General features: G+C 45.2%; 10 protein-coding genes. 5 read left to right on the forward strand and 5 right to left on the reverse strand.

Annotation, left to right across the window (positions count from 1 at the left end):
• Positions 1-95 precede the first annotated feature (95 nt).
• The 5 genes from BQ8014_RS17795 to dxs all read right to left on the reverse strand — a co-directional run bounded on the left by BQ8014_RS17795 (position 96) and on the right by dxs (position 10,149).
• Positions 96-3,995 (reverse strand): hybrid sensor histidine kinase/response regulator transcription factor, encoded by a 3,900-nt coding sequence (locus tag BQ8014_RS17795; protein WP_080905535.1) that lies wholly within the window; start codon positions 3,993-3,995, stop codon positions 96-98.
• 136 nt (positions 3,996-4,131) lie between these two features.
• Positions 4,132-5,388 (reverse strand): MFS transporter, encoded by a 1,257-nt coding sequence (locus BQ8014_RS17800; RefSeq protein ID WP_080905536.1) that lies wholly within the window; start codon positions 5,386-5,388, stop codon positions 4,132-4,134.
• 15 nt (positions 5,389-5,403) lie between these two features.
• Entirely contained in the window at positions 5,404-6,864 is a 1,461-nt protein-coding gene (locus tag BQ8014_RS17805) for a TrkH family potassium uptake protein (RefSeq protein ID WP_234998086.1), read from the reverse strand.
• Between the two features lie 9 nt (positions 6,865-6,873).
• A complete protein-coding gene (gene trkA / locus BQ8014_RS17810) occupies positions 6,874-8,214 on the reverse strand; it encodes a Trk system potassium transporter TrkA (RefSeq protein ID WP_080905537.1) in 1,341 nt (446 codons plus the stop codon).
• Positions 8,215-8,256: 42 nt separating this feature from the next.
• The gene (gene dxs, locus BQ8014_RS17815) at positions 8,257-10,149 is read right to left on the reverse strand and encodes a 1-deoxy-D-xylulose-5-phosphate synthase (protein WP_080906047.1); all 1,893 of its coding nucleotides are present in this window, start codon (positions 10,147-10,149) and stop codon (positions 8,257-8,259) included.
• 583 nt (positions 10,150-10,732) lie between these two features.
• Here dxs and BQ8014_RS17820 point away from each other — a divergent pair.
• The 5 genes from BQ8014_RS17820 (at position 10,733) to dgt (ending at position 17,231) form a co-directional block, all read left to right on the forward strand.
• Complete coding sequence (locus BQ8014_RS17820; RefSeq protein ID WP_080905538.1) at positions 10,733-11,719, forward strand: GSCFA domain-containing protein; 987 nt, start codon at positions 10,733-10,735, stop codon at positions 11,717-11,719.
• Positions 11,720-11,722: 3 nt separating this feature from the next.
• The gene (locus BQ8014_RS17825) at positions 11,723-14,197 is read left to right on the forward strand and encodes a bifunctional UDP-N-acetylmuramoyl-tripeptide:D-alanyl-D-alanine ligase/alanine racemase (protein ID WP_080905539.1); all 2,475 of its coding nucleotides are present in this window, start codon (positions 11,723-11,725) and stop codon (positions 14,195-14,197) included.
• A gap of 76 nt (positions 14,198-14,273) precedes the next feature.
• Positions 14,274-15,131, forward strand: a complete 858-nt coding sequence (locus tag BQ8014_RS17830; RefSeq protein ID WP_080905540.1) for an enoyl-ACP reductase FabI — start codon at positions 14,274-14,276, stop codon at positions 15,129-15,131.
• Positions 15,132-15,250: 119 nt separating this feature from the next.
• A complete protein-coding gene (locus tag BQ8014_RS17835) occupies positions 15,251-15,859 on the forward strand; it encodes an L-threonylcarbamoyladenylate synthase (protein ID WP_080905541.1) in 609 nt (202 codons plus the stop codon).
• A 49-nt stretch (positions 15,860-15,908) separates the two neighbouring features.
• Positions 15,909-17,231 (forward strand): dGTP triphosphohydrolase, encoded by a 1,323-nt coding sequence (gene dgt, locus BQ8014_RS17840; RefSeq protein WP_080906048.1) that lies wholly within the window; start codon positions 15,909-15,911, stop codon positions 17,229-17,231.
• The last annotated feature ends 22 nt before the right edge of the window (positions 17,232-17,253 follow it).

The raw sequence follows: 17,253 nt of genomic DNA on the forward strand, positions 1-17,253 counted from the left end.
AAGCTAACCATCTAATCACGGGGCATAGTTATAATCTAGTTCATTACATTTATAATATAATACAGATAGATTATTTACAGCTTATTACAAACAATTCAAGATAGGCTTTCTTCAATAAATTGCTTAGGAGATTTACCATATATTTTTTTAAAGCTCGTACTGAAATAGGCAGGTTCTTCAAATCCGACCATTAGTGAGACTTCATTTATTGTATACTTTTTTTCCTTGAAATAAGAGATCGCTTTATTCATTCTTACAATTCTAATAAAGTCATTCGGAGTATAGCCGGTAATCGCATTAAACTTTGTATAAAGAATAGTACGGCTGAGTCCCATCTCTTTAGAGAAATCGGATATTGAGAATTTAGTATTCGCTAAATTCGCTTCAATAATTGAAGTTGCCTTATCAACAAACTGATTATTCAACTCGTTTTCAGAGATCCGGCTCGATATTTCTATTTTTTTCTTGTCTATCCCTAAGAATTTCTGACGTAAAATTTTCCGGTTCTGAATGATATTATTAATTTTCAACCTGAGATATTTGATATCAAACGGTTTCTCAATATAATCATCGACCCCTAGGGTAAATCCTTCTACAACATGTTCTTTATCATTAACGACAGTCAACATAATCACAGGTATATGAGAAGTTTCAAATGTGCTTTTTATCTTCTTACAAAGTTCGAATCCGTCCATCTCGGGCATTTGCAGATCCGAGACAACGATATCAGGATTGACTTTGAGAATTTCATTCCATGCAACAAGTCCATTCTCTGCTGTATAAATGCTATAATAGGAAGACAAGGACAGCTTCATATATGAACGTAAATCCTCATGATCTTCCACTATCAATATTTTTAATCTTAAATTGTCTGTATCGTAGGATGGATTGGGAATAATATTCTGGTTAAAGACCGGTATATTTTGATCATCCAAAAGAATATTATGCAGATAAGCTTTATGCCCCCGTTTAAATTGGACATAAAATTCGGAACCTCCAGACTCAGAGCTATTAACCCCGACATCTCCTTTGTGCAGAGTTACATATTGTTGAACTAAAAGAAGTCCTAGTCCGGAACCCGAAACATGAGAATTTATAGCATTACTGGCTCTGTAAAATCTTTTAAACAGGTTCTTTTGATCTTGTTTTGAAATACCGATGCCATTATCTTTTATAACAATTCGCCATGAATTATCATCAACACACAATGTAACAATAATGTATCCCTTGTTTTGTGTATATTTTATTGCATTCGAAACGAGATTATCCAGAATCTTATCCATCTTCTCTACATCAAACCATTCCTCAACAGCTTCATCCGGAAGTCGCAATTCAAACAATATCTCTTTTTTTTGTGCAGATGATTTCCAATAGGTCAGTTTCTCTTTCAAATATTTTTGAACATCCCGTTTTTCAACCACGAGTTGATTTTGTGATTCATAAGCTTTCTGGAAATCAATAAGCTGGGAAAACAGGCTATTCAATTTGTTTAGATTCTTTGTAATCAGGTTCAACAAGTAGTCGCTCTTCGTTGAAGGTGGAATTTGTTCTTTCAACTCATCAATCGGTCCGTTTATTAATGTCAGTGGAGTCCGTATATCATGTGCCGTATTAATGAAAAACTTGATTTTTTCTTGGGTTTGCTTTTTCTTAAGTTGTTGTTCCGCATACCTATATATTAAATAAGCGACAAAACAGATGAATGCCCCAAACAGAATGCGGGCCCAAAGTGTGTTCCAAAAAGGAGGTGAGACCTGTATAGATAGAGAACGCTCATCAAGTATATTATTATTATCATCAAGATATCTGACTTTAAATAAATAATTGCCGGCTATAATGTTTGTGTAGTTTGCGATAGGTTCGGTAGTAGGCCCTGTCCAATCCGGATCCATATTTTCAAGTTTCCACATATACCTCCGTATCTTACTTGTCGAGTAATCTATCGCTGTAAAATTGATCGAAAAAGAATGTTGTTTATAGTTCAGTTTTATCAATTCAGTTTCATCCAAAGACTCTGTTAAGGGAGCATCTTTATCTCCAGGCAAGACGATCTTATTAAACAATCGAAAGTTTTCTAAAAAGAGTCGGGCCTTTTCCTGTCTTTTTTTTATATTTTCCGGATGGAAGTACGTAACGCCATCATAGGAACCAAAATAAATCTCCCCATTACGCGTCTTCTCTTTTGATAATTGTCTGAACTGATTATCCGAAATACCATCTGTAATGGAATAATTAGTGACTTTATATGTTTTGGGGTTAAAACAACCGATTCCGTTCTCGCTACTAAACCATAGATTACCTTTATTGTCTGTTTCCATCGCATAGATAATGTCAGAAGGTAGTCCGTCTTTTTGCGTAAAACTTCGGATTACACCATTATTCATGTTACATTTATTGAGTCCGTCCCCATAAGATGCCAACCAAATGATAGAATCCGACTCCAGATACATATCACCTATATATTTACTTTTCAAATTTTTATTAAAAGGAAGCTCTGTATGTTTTGCCGAATTTATATTTACTTGATACACTCCATATTCGGAAGATATTAATAGCGTATTTTCATCCTTTTGTATAATATGATTTATTTGACTAATCCCTCCGGATGTAAAAGAGTTCGTTATAGGATTGAATTTTGTTAAATGTCCTCTTTTCCCTCCAAACCATATATTCCCTTGGGAATCTTCAAATATTGCATAGACGAAGTTTGTGCCGATACAATTATTTGTATTATTTGTTCTTACATAATTATGGATGATACGACCATCTTTATCAAGCCTGTAAACTCCTGAAGAATAGGTTCCGACCCAAATATTTTGACGGGAATCTTCATAGATCGTAAGAATATTTCTTGAATCAAGGAGTCTAATCCACCGATCTTGTTTTTTATTCCATAAGCATAAATCGTTATTTGTCGCAAACCATATATTCCCTTCAGAATTTTCTAATATATCACATATAACATTTCGACTTAGTGAATTATTATTACCCTTTTCATTTCTAATAGTTCTAAAACCATGTTCCGAATAATCAAAAATATAGACTCCATCCGAAAAAGTAGAAAGCCAGACTCTTCTTTCTTTATCCTTAAAGATATTGTATATGGCATTCCCATTTATATAGTTTCCCTTTTCCCCGTACTGATTGTATATTTTTTCTATTTGCAAAGTTTTTGTATTAAGCAAGCATGCATCCAGGCCTTCTGTCCCTATGATCAGATGATCTTTATCAAGCAGGTCAAGCGATAATATCGGATGATACCACAGACGCATATCTTTAATAGGGGTAAGCTTTTTCTCTATTAAAGAATATAAGTATAATCCTTTATTAACAGTACCAATCCATAAATGGCCGGATTCTTTATCGTACAAGCAGGTTTCAATCGAAAGGTTTTCTTTCTTTAGGATACCGGGGTCAATAACAGAATACCCCTTCCTTTCTGAAATACTATATTTATATATATTCCTATTTGTTTGTAGTAAAAAATGATTTTTGTCAAGATCAATAATGCTCCTATAGCTTTCCTCCTTCAAGTGCTGACTCTCAATAAAAAGAATTGAATCTTGCTCTATAAATCCTAATTCGGTATGCGTCACAATCCAGATCCGGTTATTATGATCAAATGACAGCCATCGAATATACATATTGAGATCGACATAAGATACAAATTCGTCTCTTTGATTATCATATCTATAGACCGTTCCCCTATCTGTGTAAGCCCAAAGGTTATCCTTCTTATCAAGTAAAACCCTTATTGTTCTAATCGGTATCGAACCATTATAGATGATACTCATAGGATAACTTTTGATGCTCACCCCATCATACCGATCAACACCGAAACGGGTGGAAATCCATAGAAAATCTTTCTTATCTTGAACAATATTGAACGTTTGCCTTCCACTCAAACCATCTTTTACTCCCAAGTGGTTTATTTGTTGCGAAAAAGCGATAATAGAGCAGAGATAAAAAAGAAGGATTAAAAAATATTTAATCATCTGTTTTGTATAGTAAGTAATAAACGCTAAAATTAGATACTTTTCCCGAGAATAAAATCGCTATAAGGTAAAACCGACTATTTTAACATTAATAGGAAAAGATTAAACATTAGGTCCTATATTGATTGTCAATCATTCATCGTTTATAATAACTTATCCCTTCATCCCTTTTCAATGTTTTACTGAACGAAGTAATTCCGACGATACAGAGACCGAAGAGACCGATAATCAAATAGGCTACATCCATGCCGAAATAATGCGACACGGTTCCGACAAGTAAGGGTGGAATAAAGGGACCGACAAAGCTGATACTCGACATGATCGTCAAAGCTGTCCCCACAGGCGTCTTCGCCTTCTCTCCGACAATACTGTAAAGGGTCGGGACGACACAGGAAATCCCCAATCCGATGAGCCCGAAACCCAATGCATTGATAATAACATTGATCGTCATATCACCCGTCAACTTAACCAACAGGGAGGAGATCATAAAGCCGGCGAAAATAAGATAGCCGGCCACGATCAAGATGGTCCTTTTCTTCCAGTAACGATAAAGCAGGGTGGTTATCAGGCGACCGATGAAGATAGTGGTCATAATGATCAGGAAGCCGACCTGAAGCGACTTAGGAGCCTTGATGACCGACTGAAAATAGAGATCGCTCCACTCGAATATCGTATTTTCAACCCCCAAGGCTACCAGCCAGATCAGCCCCAGTTGGATCAGCAATATTTCAGGTAACTTCCTTTTCTTTCCCCCATCCTTTTTTTCGTCTTTCTTTTGCGCAACCTCACCCGCCACGGCAACAGCAACAGGATGTTCATGATCTAAAGGTAAAAACCGATAGGCAATTCCTATTCCAAGGATAGATAAGACGGCAATGCCGGTAAAATGGGTTGGATAGCCGATATTCAGGTTTATCAAGGCGAATCCCAGCAAAGCCCCCAGACAGGCGGCAAAACTCCACCCGGCATGAAAGGTCGCCATGATGGAAGTCTCATATAACCGGTCGACCTCAATCGCCTGCGTATTCAAGGAAATATCCGTCATATTCCAGAAAATACCGAAAAGAAGGAAGATAAAGCCCAGGATATATAGATTCGCCGGAAGTATCCCGGCCAACAACAAGGAAAAAGCATACCCCAAGATACTGATGAGCACGGCCTTCCGGTAACCAGCAAGGGAAAAAAGACTGTGAACGGCCGGAATAGCCAACAATTTTCCTACCGGAATCAAAGCCATCAACAAGCCGAGATGAGCCAGGTTTTCGACTCCGAATCCCTCCCGGATATCCGGGATACGGCTGGACCAGGCGGCAAAACACATCCCCTGTATCAGCTCCAATGCCAAGACGGCCAAACGTTTTCTTCTTCGGGCAGCGCCCGGTTGCATATCCATTTCCTACTGTTTTTTTTATTGTTTCCAGAAACTGGGGAGAAGGATCGTCAGCACGGTGAAAATCTCCAAACGTCCAACCATCATCAGGAAAGACAGGAACCATTTCGCTTCATCCGACAAGCTGGAATAATTCCCCACCGGCCCCAAGACTCCCAATCCGGGCCCGGCGTTACTTATCGAAGAGACGGCGGCGCCTATCGATTCATCAAAGTCAAAACCGTCGAGCATCAATACGATGGAACTGATAATCACCAGTACGATATAAGCAAAGGCAAAAGCCAACACCCGTTGCACCAGATCCGGAGGAATTACCCGCCCGTTCATCCTTACAGGGATAATGGCGTGGGGGTGGGTTTGCTTCTTGAACTCGCAGAGTAGGTTCTTCACCAAAATCACCAGGCGCCCCATCTTAAGCCCGCCGCTGGTAGATCCCGCACAACCGCAAACCACCATGATGATCAGGGCAATCATCCAGAAGAAAGGCCCCCAAGGTATAAAATCGGCGGTAAAATAACCGCAGGTAGAGATCAATGAAATAATCTGGAATGCCGCTTTCCGGAAAGCTCCTTCGAGGGAAGCCTCAAACTGGTTCAACAGCAGCCAGCCTGTTACGATTAAGATAATGATTAAGATAGAGGCAAAAAACCAACGGGTTTCCTCATCGTCGATAAGTTTCTTGAATTTTCCCTTGAATGCAAAATAAATCAAAGTGAAATTAGTGGCTCCGACGATCATAAAAACCATCATCACATATTCCACGTAAGATGAATTCCAATAAGCCACGCTGGCATTCTTCGTCGAAAAACCGCCAGTCGAGATGGTCGTCAAGGCATGGTTTACCGCATCGTAAAGATCCATCGGACCGGCCCAAAGCAGAATCCCGACCAAAACAGTCAGGAAGAGGTAGATGCCGGACAGATGTTTTGCCACCTGCGTGATCCGCGGGCGAAAACGCTCATGCGTAATGCTGGACGTTTCGGCATCGAAAAGTTGGGCCGCCCCGCCGCCGAATATCGGCATCAGGGCCACGGTGAAGACAATCATCCCCATTCCGCCCTGCCATTGCGTAAGGCTGCGCCAGTACAATACCCCATGCGGCAGGATCTCTATATCGACAAGAATTGTTGCGCCGGTGGTAGTAAAGCCGGACATGGTTTCGAAATAAGCATCCGCAATATTGTCGATATATCCTCCCAGATAGAACGGCAACATGCCGAACAGGGAAAATAGCGCCCAAGTCAAAGTCACCGTCAACATCCCTTCCCTTCGGCCGGCAATACGTTCATCCGCCCGTAATCCACTCAAATAAAGAAGCAGTCCGGCAGCAAACATAATCCCGCTGGAATATAACAAAGGATAAAAATCGGAACCTTTATAGATAAAAGCGACCAGTACGGCCGTCAACATGAACAGCGTCTCGAACATCAGCATCATGCCGAGCATCTTCATTATGAAACGAATATTCAATCGTGACATTTCCGGGCGCTAATTAAAATAATCCTCCAGTTTCCGCATAGCCGACTCCAGGCAGAAGACGACCACCCGGTCACCGGCTTGTATCTGCGTTTCCCCTTCCACCAACATGGGTATATCTTCGCGGATCAAGCCTCCCAAAGTCATATCCTTTGGTAAGCGGAGGTCTTTAACCTTCTTCCGTGTAATTTTAGAATCCGGCCGGGCGATCAGTTCCGCTACATCGGCATTAGCAAACGTGAGGCACTTCACATTGGAAACGTCGGCATCCAACAGGAATTGGTAAATGTGACTTGCGGCAATCAGTTTCTTATTAATCACGGAACCAATATCCATTTGCTCAGCTAATGGGATGTAATCTATATTTTCGACCTGGGAAATCGTCTTAAAAACGCCTAACTGCCTGGCAGCCACACAGGCCAGGATATTATTGCTCGAGTTCTCCGAAAGCGCGACAAAAGCCTGTGCATCCTGAATTCCCTCCTGGCGGAGCAATTCCGTATCCCGTGCATCCCCATTGATGATCAATACGTTACTCGGAACGGATTCGGCTATCTGGTAACTTTTCTCCTTGTTGGTTTCAATGATTTTAATGCGGATATGATCAGGCAGGTACTGGCTGGCGCGAATAGCAATCCGGCCGCCTCCCATGATAAAAACCTTCTTCACCTCCGGATTGCTTTTTCCGCATAATTCCTGTACGTCGTCGATATGCTCGCGGGTAACGGTAAAAAACAGGATGTCATTCGGAAGGACATAATCCGCACCCCGGGGGATGATCGTTTCGTTATCCCGCTTGATCGCTACGATGTGGTACATTTTCTTGTCGTTCATCATCAATTCAATGAGCTGCTTATGGACAATCTTCGCATTCTCCCGGACTTTCACACCGATAAGGATAAGGGCTCCCCCGAACAATTCCCAATACTGTCTCGCCCACGGACGGCGGATCGCCGTAACGATCTCCTTGGCTGCCAACATTTCAGGATAGATCATCGTATTAATCCCCATCTTTTCGAAAAACGCTTTATTCCTGGGGAGAAGATACTCGTAGTTATTGATACGGGCGAAAGTCTTGTGTGCCCCCATGCTGGAGGCAAGCATGCAAGCTGTGATATTAGCTGTTTCCTCAGGTGTTACGCTGACGAAGAGGTCTGCCCGCCTGACACCCGCATCCTCCAGATCCCTCAAGGAAGTAGGGTTACCGACCATCGGCATGATATCCATCCGCGAATTGGCGAAGCCCAATCGTTCTGCATTCGCATCCAGCAATACGATGTCATGTTTTTCCTGAGATAACATTTTCGCCAAATGGGTTCCCACCTCTCCGGCTCCTGCAATCACTATTCTCATTTCCTTCTTTTTTATTTATCGCATCCGGAACATGGAAGCGGTTCAAAAGCTGCGAATCGTTTCGGCTATGCTCCCGGCATCCAATCCACACAACTCATATAATTGGGGAATGGTTCCATGCTCTACAAAGGTATCTTTTATTCCGATACGTTTTACCTTGGGAGTGTATCCATTATCCGCCATAAATTCGAGGACGGCGCTTCCCAGTCCTCCGGCGACCACCCCGTTTTCGACAGTGACGATCCTGCTAAAATTCTGTCCGACTTCATGCAGCAACTCCTCGTCCAGCGGCTTCAGATAAATCATATCGTAGTGAGCGACCGAGCGTTCGCCCGCCAGCAGGTCGATAGCTTTAGCGACCTCGTACCCTATCGGACCGATAGAGAGAACTGCAAGATCGGTTCCTTCGCGCAACCGCCGGCCTTTCCCGACAGGTAAAATCTTCATCGGATTGTGCCAGTCCTTCAATTCGCCTTTTCCTCGCGGATAACGGATCACAAACGGGCCATCCGGCGTTTGATAAGCGGTGTACATCAGATTGCGAAGATCCCATTCATTCAGCGGGGAGGCAATCGTAAGATTCGGTATCGGGCGTAGAGCGGCCATATCGAACAGCCCATGGTGCGTGATGCCGTCTTCCCCTACCAGGCCTGCGCGGTCCAGACAGAAAATGACATGCAGTTTCTGAATGGCGACGTCATGGATCACCTGGTCGTAAGCCCGTTGCAAAAACGACGAATATACATTACAGAAAGGAATCTTTCCCTCTTTGGCCATCCCGGCCGAGAAAGTAACGGCATGCGCCTCCGCAATCCCGACGTCAAAAGCGCGTTCGGGAAAAGCCTTCATCATAAAAGTCATCGAACAACCCGTAGGCATGGCCGGCGTTACTCCCACAATCCGCTCATCCTTCTCCGCCAACTCCACTAATGTATGTCCGAAAACATCCTGGTAGAGCTGGGGCGTATCCAATTGGGAAGGCAGGATGCGTTGCCCGGTTTCCTTATTAAACCGCCCGGGAGCGTGCCATACGGTTGCCGACTTTTCCGCCGGCTTAAAGCCCTTTCCTTTTATCGTTTTGATATGTAAAAGCTTAGGGCCTTTCATATCCTTGATACTATTCAATACCTTAACCAAATAATTCACATCGTGTCCATTCACAGGGCCGAAATAACGGATACTGAATCCCTCGAATAGATTATGCTGTTGTGTAATCAGCGCCTTCAGGCTGTTATTGAAACGAAGTACGTTCTGCCTCCGGTTCTCCGTAATCAGATTCATCCGTTTCAGTTGCTTGTATACGTCATAGCGCATCCGGTTATAAGTCTGACTGGTCGTTATGTCCACCAGATACTGGCTGATACCGCCAACATTTTGGTCGATGGCCATATCGTTATCATTCAGGATGATCAGCAGATTATTCGGGTTGGAAGAGGCATTATTCAAGCCTTCGAATGCCATGCCGCCGGTCATTGCTCCGTCACCGATGACCGCAACGACATGCCGGTTTTCCTCATTATCCAGGGAGAAAGCGGCCGACATACCCAAGGCGGCTGAAATGGAATTGGAGGCATGCCCGGCAATAAAGGCGTCATATTCGCTCTCTTTCGGGTTCGGGAATCCGCTGATGCCATGAAACTGGCGTAACGTCGGGAAGGCCTCCCGCCGGCCGGTCAATATCTTATGTCCATAAGCCTGATGGCCTACATCCCAGACGATCCGGTCATACGGAGTATTGAAGACATAATGCAGGGCGACAGTCAGTTCAACCGTACCGAGGCTGGCTCCCAGATGCCCGGGAGTATTCGATAACACGTCGATAATATATTGACGCAGTTCCGCACAGACCTCTTCCAGTTTATCCGCCGGCAATGCACGCAAGTCGGCAGGATACCGGATCTGTTCCAAAAGATGTTCTTCCTGAAATTCAGCCATTCCCTCTAATTTGGCTGCAAATTTACGCAATTCACCCCACATAAAATAGCCTTTCCCTTGCTATTCTATAATGATTAGGCTAGTTTTAGGGTAAACTCGAGGGTAGACTTTAGGGTAGATTACTATAAAGCAGCAGGTATATGAAGATTTGCTTATCGGATTGCCTTAACTCAAATCCATTTTTAAGGCTATTGATTTTGTTATTATAGCATATTGATTTTAGATGCAAGCACTGGCAAGTTAATTCCCACCCGTGGGTAAAAGATCTTTATGCCTTAGGATGAAAATCTCCGACTCATGGGGAAAATATTTCCATGCCTTGGGAGAAAATTAATTTCCCCGCACATAAATAGGCCACCGCCTATGCCGGTTGATTTAATCGGATATTACTTGTTCCTAAAAAGACTATACCTGATGGGTAGGGAGCTCACATAAGGTAAGTGAAAAAGTGATGAATGCTGAACGGATTCGAGTAAAACCACTTACAAAAGCCCAATTGTTAATTATTAATTATTAACTCATTCCGAACAAGGAGTCCGTTTTTTTTGTAGCTTCGCATAGGATTGGATTAATAGACTGCGATATGGATTTGCAAACACTTGTCACGTTTCAACGGCCCTCCTTCTTCCTTTCGTATGAGGAGGAGCATTTGTTGCTCGGCTCTTGCTTCGTCGAAAACATCGGACGGGAGTTGGAGGCGCTTCGGTTCAGGACCGACTTGAATCCGTTCGGCGTGCTTTATAATCCGGCATCCATCGCAGCGGCTTTGCGGCGGTTGCTTCACCCGGTTCCTTACAAGGCATCCGACCTTTTCCAACGGGACGGCATCTATCATAGCTTTGACCATCACAGCCGCTTTTCTTCTCCTTCCGGAGAGGATTGCCTGCAGATGATTAATGGGCGCCTGCGAACGTCCGGGGAAGGCTTGTATCATGTCGGACGGCTGATCATTACGTTCGGAACAGCTTATGTCTACCGCTTGAAATCGACCGGACAGGTGGTGGCTAACTGCCATAAACTGCCGGAACAATCCTTCCTCCGGACCCGGCTGACGGCGGAGGAGGTTACGGATGAATGGAAAGACCTGCTGCCAGCTCTATGGAAGGCGAATCCTTCCTTAAAAATACTGTTTACCGTCAGTCCTATCCGCCATTGGAAAGACGGAGCTCACGCCAATCAACTCAGCAAATCGACGCTCCTGATGGCGATTGAAGAATTGCGAAACCTGTTTCCCGAGCGGACAGACTATTTCCCGGCTTATGAGATCATGATGGACGAGCTGAGGGATTACCGGTTTTACGCCGATGATATGATCCATCCTTCCTCCCTGGCTGTAAAGTATATCTGGGAGCGGTTCGGAGACCATTATTTTACGGAGGAAACCCGGACGGTGATAAAAGAGGTAGAAGAAATCGAGAGAGCTTTAAGCCATAAGCCGTTCAATCCGGGAAGCCCCGCCCACAAACGTTTCCTTATGCAAACTTTGTTAAAGATGGAACGTATCAGGGAAAAAAGACCGTACCTTTACAGCGGGAATGACATTGATTCCGTTCGGTCGAAAATGGATTAACATATGGTTTACACTATTCATGAGATTGCAGAGATTATAGGAGCTGAAAATAAGACTTTCTACCCTGCTGAAATTCGTTTTTTATTGACAGACAGCCGTACGCTTTCTTTTCCGGATTATAGCCTTTTCTTTGCGATCCGGACCAAAACGAACGACGGGCATAAATATATCCGTGATTTATACACTTTACGCGTCCGCAACTTCGTGGTGACGCAACTGCCGGAAGATGCGAAGAAAATGCCGGGAGCCAACTTCCTCCTGGTTAAAGACACGCTCCAAGCATTACAGAAACTGGCGATTGCCCACCGGAACCATTTCCATATCCCGGTCATCGGTATTACGGGCAGCAACGGGAAAACCGTCGTCAAGGAGTTTCTATATCAATTGCTCCATGGCGAGTTCAATATCGTCCGTTCGCCGAGAAGTTTCAATTCCCAGATCGGCGTTCCGCTTTCGATCTGGCAGATGAACGAAAAACATACATTGGGCATCTTCGAAGCCGGGATTTCCTTCCCCGACGAGATGGAGAAGCTGCAGTTGATCATCCAACCGACCATCGGGATTATTACAAACATCGGTGAGGCCCATCAGGAAAACTTCGTTTCTCCCACACAAAAATGTCTCGAAAAGCTGACGCTTTTCAAAGACAGCGAAGCCATTATCTATAACGGCGACGACTCCTTTCTGTCCGACTGCATCGAGGCCGCCTGCCTTTCGCATAAGGCCATCGGATGGAGCAGGGTCGATTCCGAAGCGCCCCTATTCATCGAAAAGATCGAAAAGAAAGAAACGGAGTCGATTATCCATTGTACTTTGCTTGGATATGAACGGGTGATCCGTATTCCGTTCACCGACGACGCCTCGATCGAGGACGCCATCCATTGTATCGCCCTCATGCTTTACCTGAAGCCGACGAGCGTAAACGACGTAGAAAAGTTTACGCGACTGGAACCAGTTGCCATGCGCCTGGAAATCAAACAGGGGATCAATAATTGCCACCTGATCAATGACACCTATAATTCGGACATCAATTCATTATCCATCGCCCTGGATTTCCTGCAAAGCCGCTGCATGGGAGAACAATTGAAGAGCACGGTGATCCTATCCGACATCCTGCAGTCCGGCGCCTTGCCCAAATCGCTTTATCGGAAAGTAGCTGACTTGCTACAACGGAAAAAAGCAAATCATATCATCGGAATCGGACGGGATATCAAGGAATGCAGCAGCGCCTTTTCCGGAATGGAAGCGGATTTCTTCCTGACCACCGAAGAGTTCCTCCAATCCCCCCTACTCAAGTCATTCCGGAATGAGATGATCCTGCTCAAAGGCTCGCGCCGGTTTCATTTCGAAAAGATAACGGAACTACTGGAGAAAAAAGTGCATGAAACGATCTTGGAAGTCAACCTGGATGCGCTCATCCATAATTATAACTATTTCCGATCCCTTCTGAAACCGGAAACAAAAATCACCTGCATGGTCAAAGCGTTCGGCTACGGAGCCGGTTCGTTCGAGCTGGCCAAGAGCCTGCAGGAACATCGCTGCGACTGCCTTGCGGTAGCAGTGGCCGACGAAGGGGCCGACCTCCGCAAAGAGGGGATTTCCATTCCGATCCTGGTGATGAATCCGGAATTTAACAGCTTTAACCAACTGTTCGATCATCAATTGGAGCCGGAAGTCTACAGCTTCCGCCTGCTGAATGCGTTGATCAAAGAGACGGAACGACGCGGACTGACCTCCTACCCGATTCATGTCAAGATCGATACCGGCATGCACCGCCTGGGATTCCAACTCAAAGAGGTCGAGGCGCTCTGCAAACGCCTGAAAGAACAAAGCGGATTGGCTGTCCGTTCGGTCTTCTCACATCTGGTGGGAAGCGACTCTCCGGAGCACGACGAGTTTACCCTTCATCAGATAAATCTGTTTACGGCCACTGCGAAAGAGTTGGAGCGGGAGCTTGACTACCCGGTCATCAAACATATCCTCAACTCGGCGGGTATCGAGCGTTTCCCCGAATACCAAATGGATATGGTTCGCCTCGGCATCTCCCTTTATGGCATCAGTTCCTCCGGAGTAAGCGACGGGAAGTTGCAGAACATCAGTTCCCTGAAGTCGACCATCCTGCAGATCCAACAGGTTCCGGCCGGCGACTCCATCGGATATAGCCGCCGCAGCTATGTGCATCGCGATTCGCGGATAGCAATTGTCCCGGTCGGATACGCCGACGGGCTGGACCGCCATCTAAGCAACGGCATAGGGGAAGTACTCATCCAGGGGAAAAGGTGTCCTATCATCGGAAACATATGCATGGATACCTGTATGGCCGACGTCACCGACGTGAAAGCAAACGAAGGAGACCCCGTCATCATCTTCGGCGACGACCTGCCTGTGAGCGAATTGGCCGACAAACTGGGGACGATTCCTTACGAAATCCTGACTTCTATTTCCCCCCGTGTAAAGAGGGTTTATTACAGGGAATGATACGATTCTTCCTTATTTATGCCTGAATATTGCACAAAAAACGTATTTTTGTGCCATAATCATAAATTAATCAGGTATGAGTTATAATTTATTGAAAGGCAAAAGAGGAATAATTTTCGGGGCGTTGAATGAAATGTCCATTGCCTGGAAAGTGGCCGAAAGGGCGGTAGAAGAAGGCGCAACGGTAACGTTAAGCAACACGCCGGTGGCCGTACGCATGGGAGAAGTCAATGCATTAGCCGAAAAGATAAAAGCGGAGGTGATCCCTGCGGATGCAACAAATGTGGAAGACCTGGAGGTCGTATTCTCCAATTCCGTAAATATTCTCGGAGGTAAAATAGATTTCGTACTCCACTCCATCGGCATGAGTCCGAATGTCCGGAAGAAACATCCTTATGATGATCTGGATTATTCCATGCTGGACAAGACATTGGATATTTCAGCCATCTCTTTTCATAAAATGCTGCAGGTTGCCAAAAAGCAGGACGCCATTGCCGAATACGGCTCTGTTGTCGCATTGTCTTATGTAGCGGCACAGCGTACCTTCTTCGGTTATAACGACATGGCTGACGCCAAAAGCCTGCTGGAATCCATTGCCCGCAGTTTCGGTTATATCTACGGGCGTGAAAAGAACGTGCGCGTCAATACGATTTCCCAATCCCCGACGCTAACGACGGCAGGTAGCGGTGTAAAAGGAATGGAGCACCTGATGGACTTTGCCAACCGTATGAGCCCGCTGGGAAATGCGGATGCGGACGAATGCGCGGACTATTGCATTACGCTGTTTTCCGACCTGACCCGCAAGGTAACAATGCAGAATCTTTACCATGACGGCGGATTCTCAAGCATGGGAATGAGCCTCCGGGCAATCACCCAATACAGCAAGGGGCTGGAAGATTACAAGGACGAAAACGGAAAAATCATTTACGGTTAATTTCACTCGGAACCCTATAGATTCCCGAAGCAGTTGATGAGTATATCAAACAAAAAAGGTATATTTGTCGACTGCTTTATTTAATGACTATTTACTTATAATTATAAAACCACGAACCTATGTTGCTGAAGATATATCCGGAGAATCCTAATCAAAGGGAGGTCGAGAAAGTATTGAACATATTAAAGGACGGCGGACTGATTATCTATCCGACGGATACTGTCTACGCCATGGGTTGTGACGCATTGAATGTACGGGCGGTAGAGAAAATTTGCCAAATGAAAGGGATTAACCCCAACAAGAGCAACCTTTCCATCATCTGTTACGATTTGTCCAACCTGAGCGAATACGCCAAGGTGAGCAATCCCGCTTTCAAGTTGATGAAAAAGAACCTGCCCGGGCCTTTTACTTTTATCCTGCCGACCAGCAGCGAGTTGCCGAAGATCTACAAGAACAGAAAAGAAGTGGGTATCCGTGTCCCGGACAACAATATTATCCGCGAACTGGTCCGCCAGTTAGGCAATCCGATCCTTACCACCTCTATCCATGACGAGGACGAAATTATCGAATACACCACGGATCCCGAATTGATTCATGAGAAATATGAGAACCAGGTCGATATGGTGATCGACGGAGGCTATGGCGGAACGGAGGCCTCCACGGTGATAGACTGTACTGCTTCCGATTTCGAAATCATCCGTCAGGGAAAGGGAGAATTGATCTTATAATGTTTATCTTTGTCTGGATTCTTTACAGAACAATAAGACGGACAACATGATGAATTGGTCACAATTACTTTCCGGGAAACGTTTTGGAATGGAGGAATATCATGAACGCAAGCATGAACGAACCGATTTCCAGCGCGATTACGACCGCCTGATTTTTTCCTCCCCGTTTCGCCGGCTGCAGAACAAGACGCAGGTATTCCCGCTTCCGGGAAGCATTTTCGTACACAACCGGCTGACGCATAGCTTGGAGGTCTCCTGCGTAGGCCGTTCGCTGGGAAATAACGTATCCAAGGAACTGATGCAGAAATACCCCGGCGGAAGCGTTAATTTTCCGGAAATCGGATCGATCGTTTCGGCAGCCTGCCTGGCGCACGACATGGGAAACCCTCCTTTCGGCCATTCCGGCGAACGGGCCATCTCCTCTTACTTTTCCGAAGGAAGCGGGCAGCGCCTGGAATGGGAAGTACGCAATAACGGAGACCGCTGGGAGGATTTCATCCATTTCGAAGGAAACGCCAACGCCATGCGGTTGCTGACACACCAGTTCATCGGTCGGCGCAAAGGCGGCTTCGCTCTTACCTACAGCACCCTGGCTTCGATCGTCAAATATCCTTACAGTTCGGATCTTTCCCCCAAAGGCAAGTTCGGATTCTTCCAAACTGAAGAAGAGACATATACCCACATCGCCGAGGAGTTAGGCATTCGCCGGATTGACCCGGTGCGCCCTATATACGCCCGCTATCCATTGGTTTATCTCGTAGAAGCTGCCGATGATATCTGCTATCAAATCATGGATATCGAGGATGCGCACAAACTACGTATCCTGACAAGCGAAGAGACGATTGAACTCTTGCTCAATTTCTTCGACGAGGAGCGCTTGAAGCATATCAAACAGGTTATGAGCATGGTGGATGACACGAACGAACAGATCGCCTACCTGCGCTCCAGCATCATCGGCCATTTGGTGGATGAGTGTTCCCGCGTTTTCATGGAGAACGAAGAGAAACTCCTGGCCGGCGCTTTCGAAGGTTCCCTGATCCAACAAATCTGCGATCAAGCCAGAAAGGCATATGAGACTTGCACCGAAACGGCCTACCGGAAAATCTACAAAGCCAATGAAGTCGTCGACATCGAGCTGGCCGGTTATCATATCTTCAGCAGTTTAATCAATACGCTGATTGAAGCGGTGCTTTCCCCCGATCATGCCTACAGCAAACTATTATTGAAACGGGTACCCGAGCAATACGACATCCACGCCCCTACGACCTACGGCAAGATACAATGTGTCCTTGATTACATCTCCGGAATGACTGACGTCTATGCGCTCGATCTCTATCGTAAAATCACCGGCATGAGCCTCCCGGCAGTATAATAAAACAGAATCTATTAAAGAT

The organism is Parabacteroides sp. Marseille-P3160 (assembly GCF_900162725.1).
Classification (GTDB): Bacteria; Bacteroidota; Bacteroidia; order Bacteroidales; family Tannerellaceae; genus Marseille-P3160.

Bases quoted from the DNA above. Each gene is read 5' to 3' on its own strand.
- BQ8014_RS17795 (WP_080905535.1), bottom strand. From the start codon at position 3,995: ATGATTAAATATTTTTTAATCCTTCTTTTTTATCTCTGCTCTATTATC.
- BQ8014_RS17800 (WP_080905536.1), bottom strand. From the start codon at position 5,388: ATGGATATGCAACCGGGCGCTGCCCGAAGAAGAAAACGTTTGGCCGTC.
- BQ8014_RS17805 (WP_234998086.1), bottom strand. From the start codon at position 6,864: ATGTCACGATTGAATATTCGTTTCATAATGAAGATGCTCGGCATGATG.
- trkA (WP_080905537.1), bottom strand. From the start codon at position 8,214: ATGAGAATAGTGATTGCAGGAGCCGGAGAGGTGGGAACCCATTTGGCG.
- dxs (WP_080906047.1), bottom strand. From the start codon at position 10,149: ATGGCTGAATTTCAGGAAGAACATCTTTTGGAACAGATCCGGTATCCT.
- BQ8014_RS17820 (WP_080905538.1), top strand. From the start codon at position 10,733: ATGGATTTGCAAACACTTGTCACGTTTCAACGGCCCTCCTTCTTCCTT.
- BQ8014_RS17825 (WP_080905539.1), top strand. From the start codon at position 11,723: ATGGTTTACACTATTCATGAGATTGCAGAGATTATAGGAGCTGAAAAT.
- BQ8014_RS17830 (WP_080905540.1), top strand. From the start codon at position 14,274: ATGAGTTATAATTTATTGAAAGGCAAAAGAGGAATAATTTTCGGGGCG.
- BQ8014_RS17835 (WP_080905541.1), top strand. From the start codon at position 15,251: ATGTTGCTGAAGATATATCCGGAGAATCCTAATCAAAGGGAGGTCGAG.
- dgt (WP_080906048.1), top strand. From the start codon at position 15,909: ATGAATTGGTCACAATTACTTTCCGGGAAACGTTTTGGAATGGAGGAA.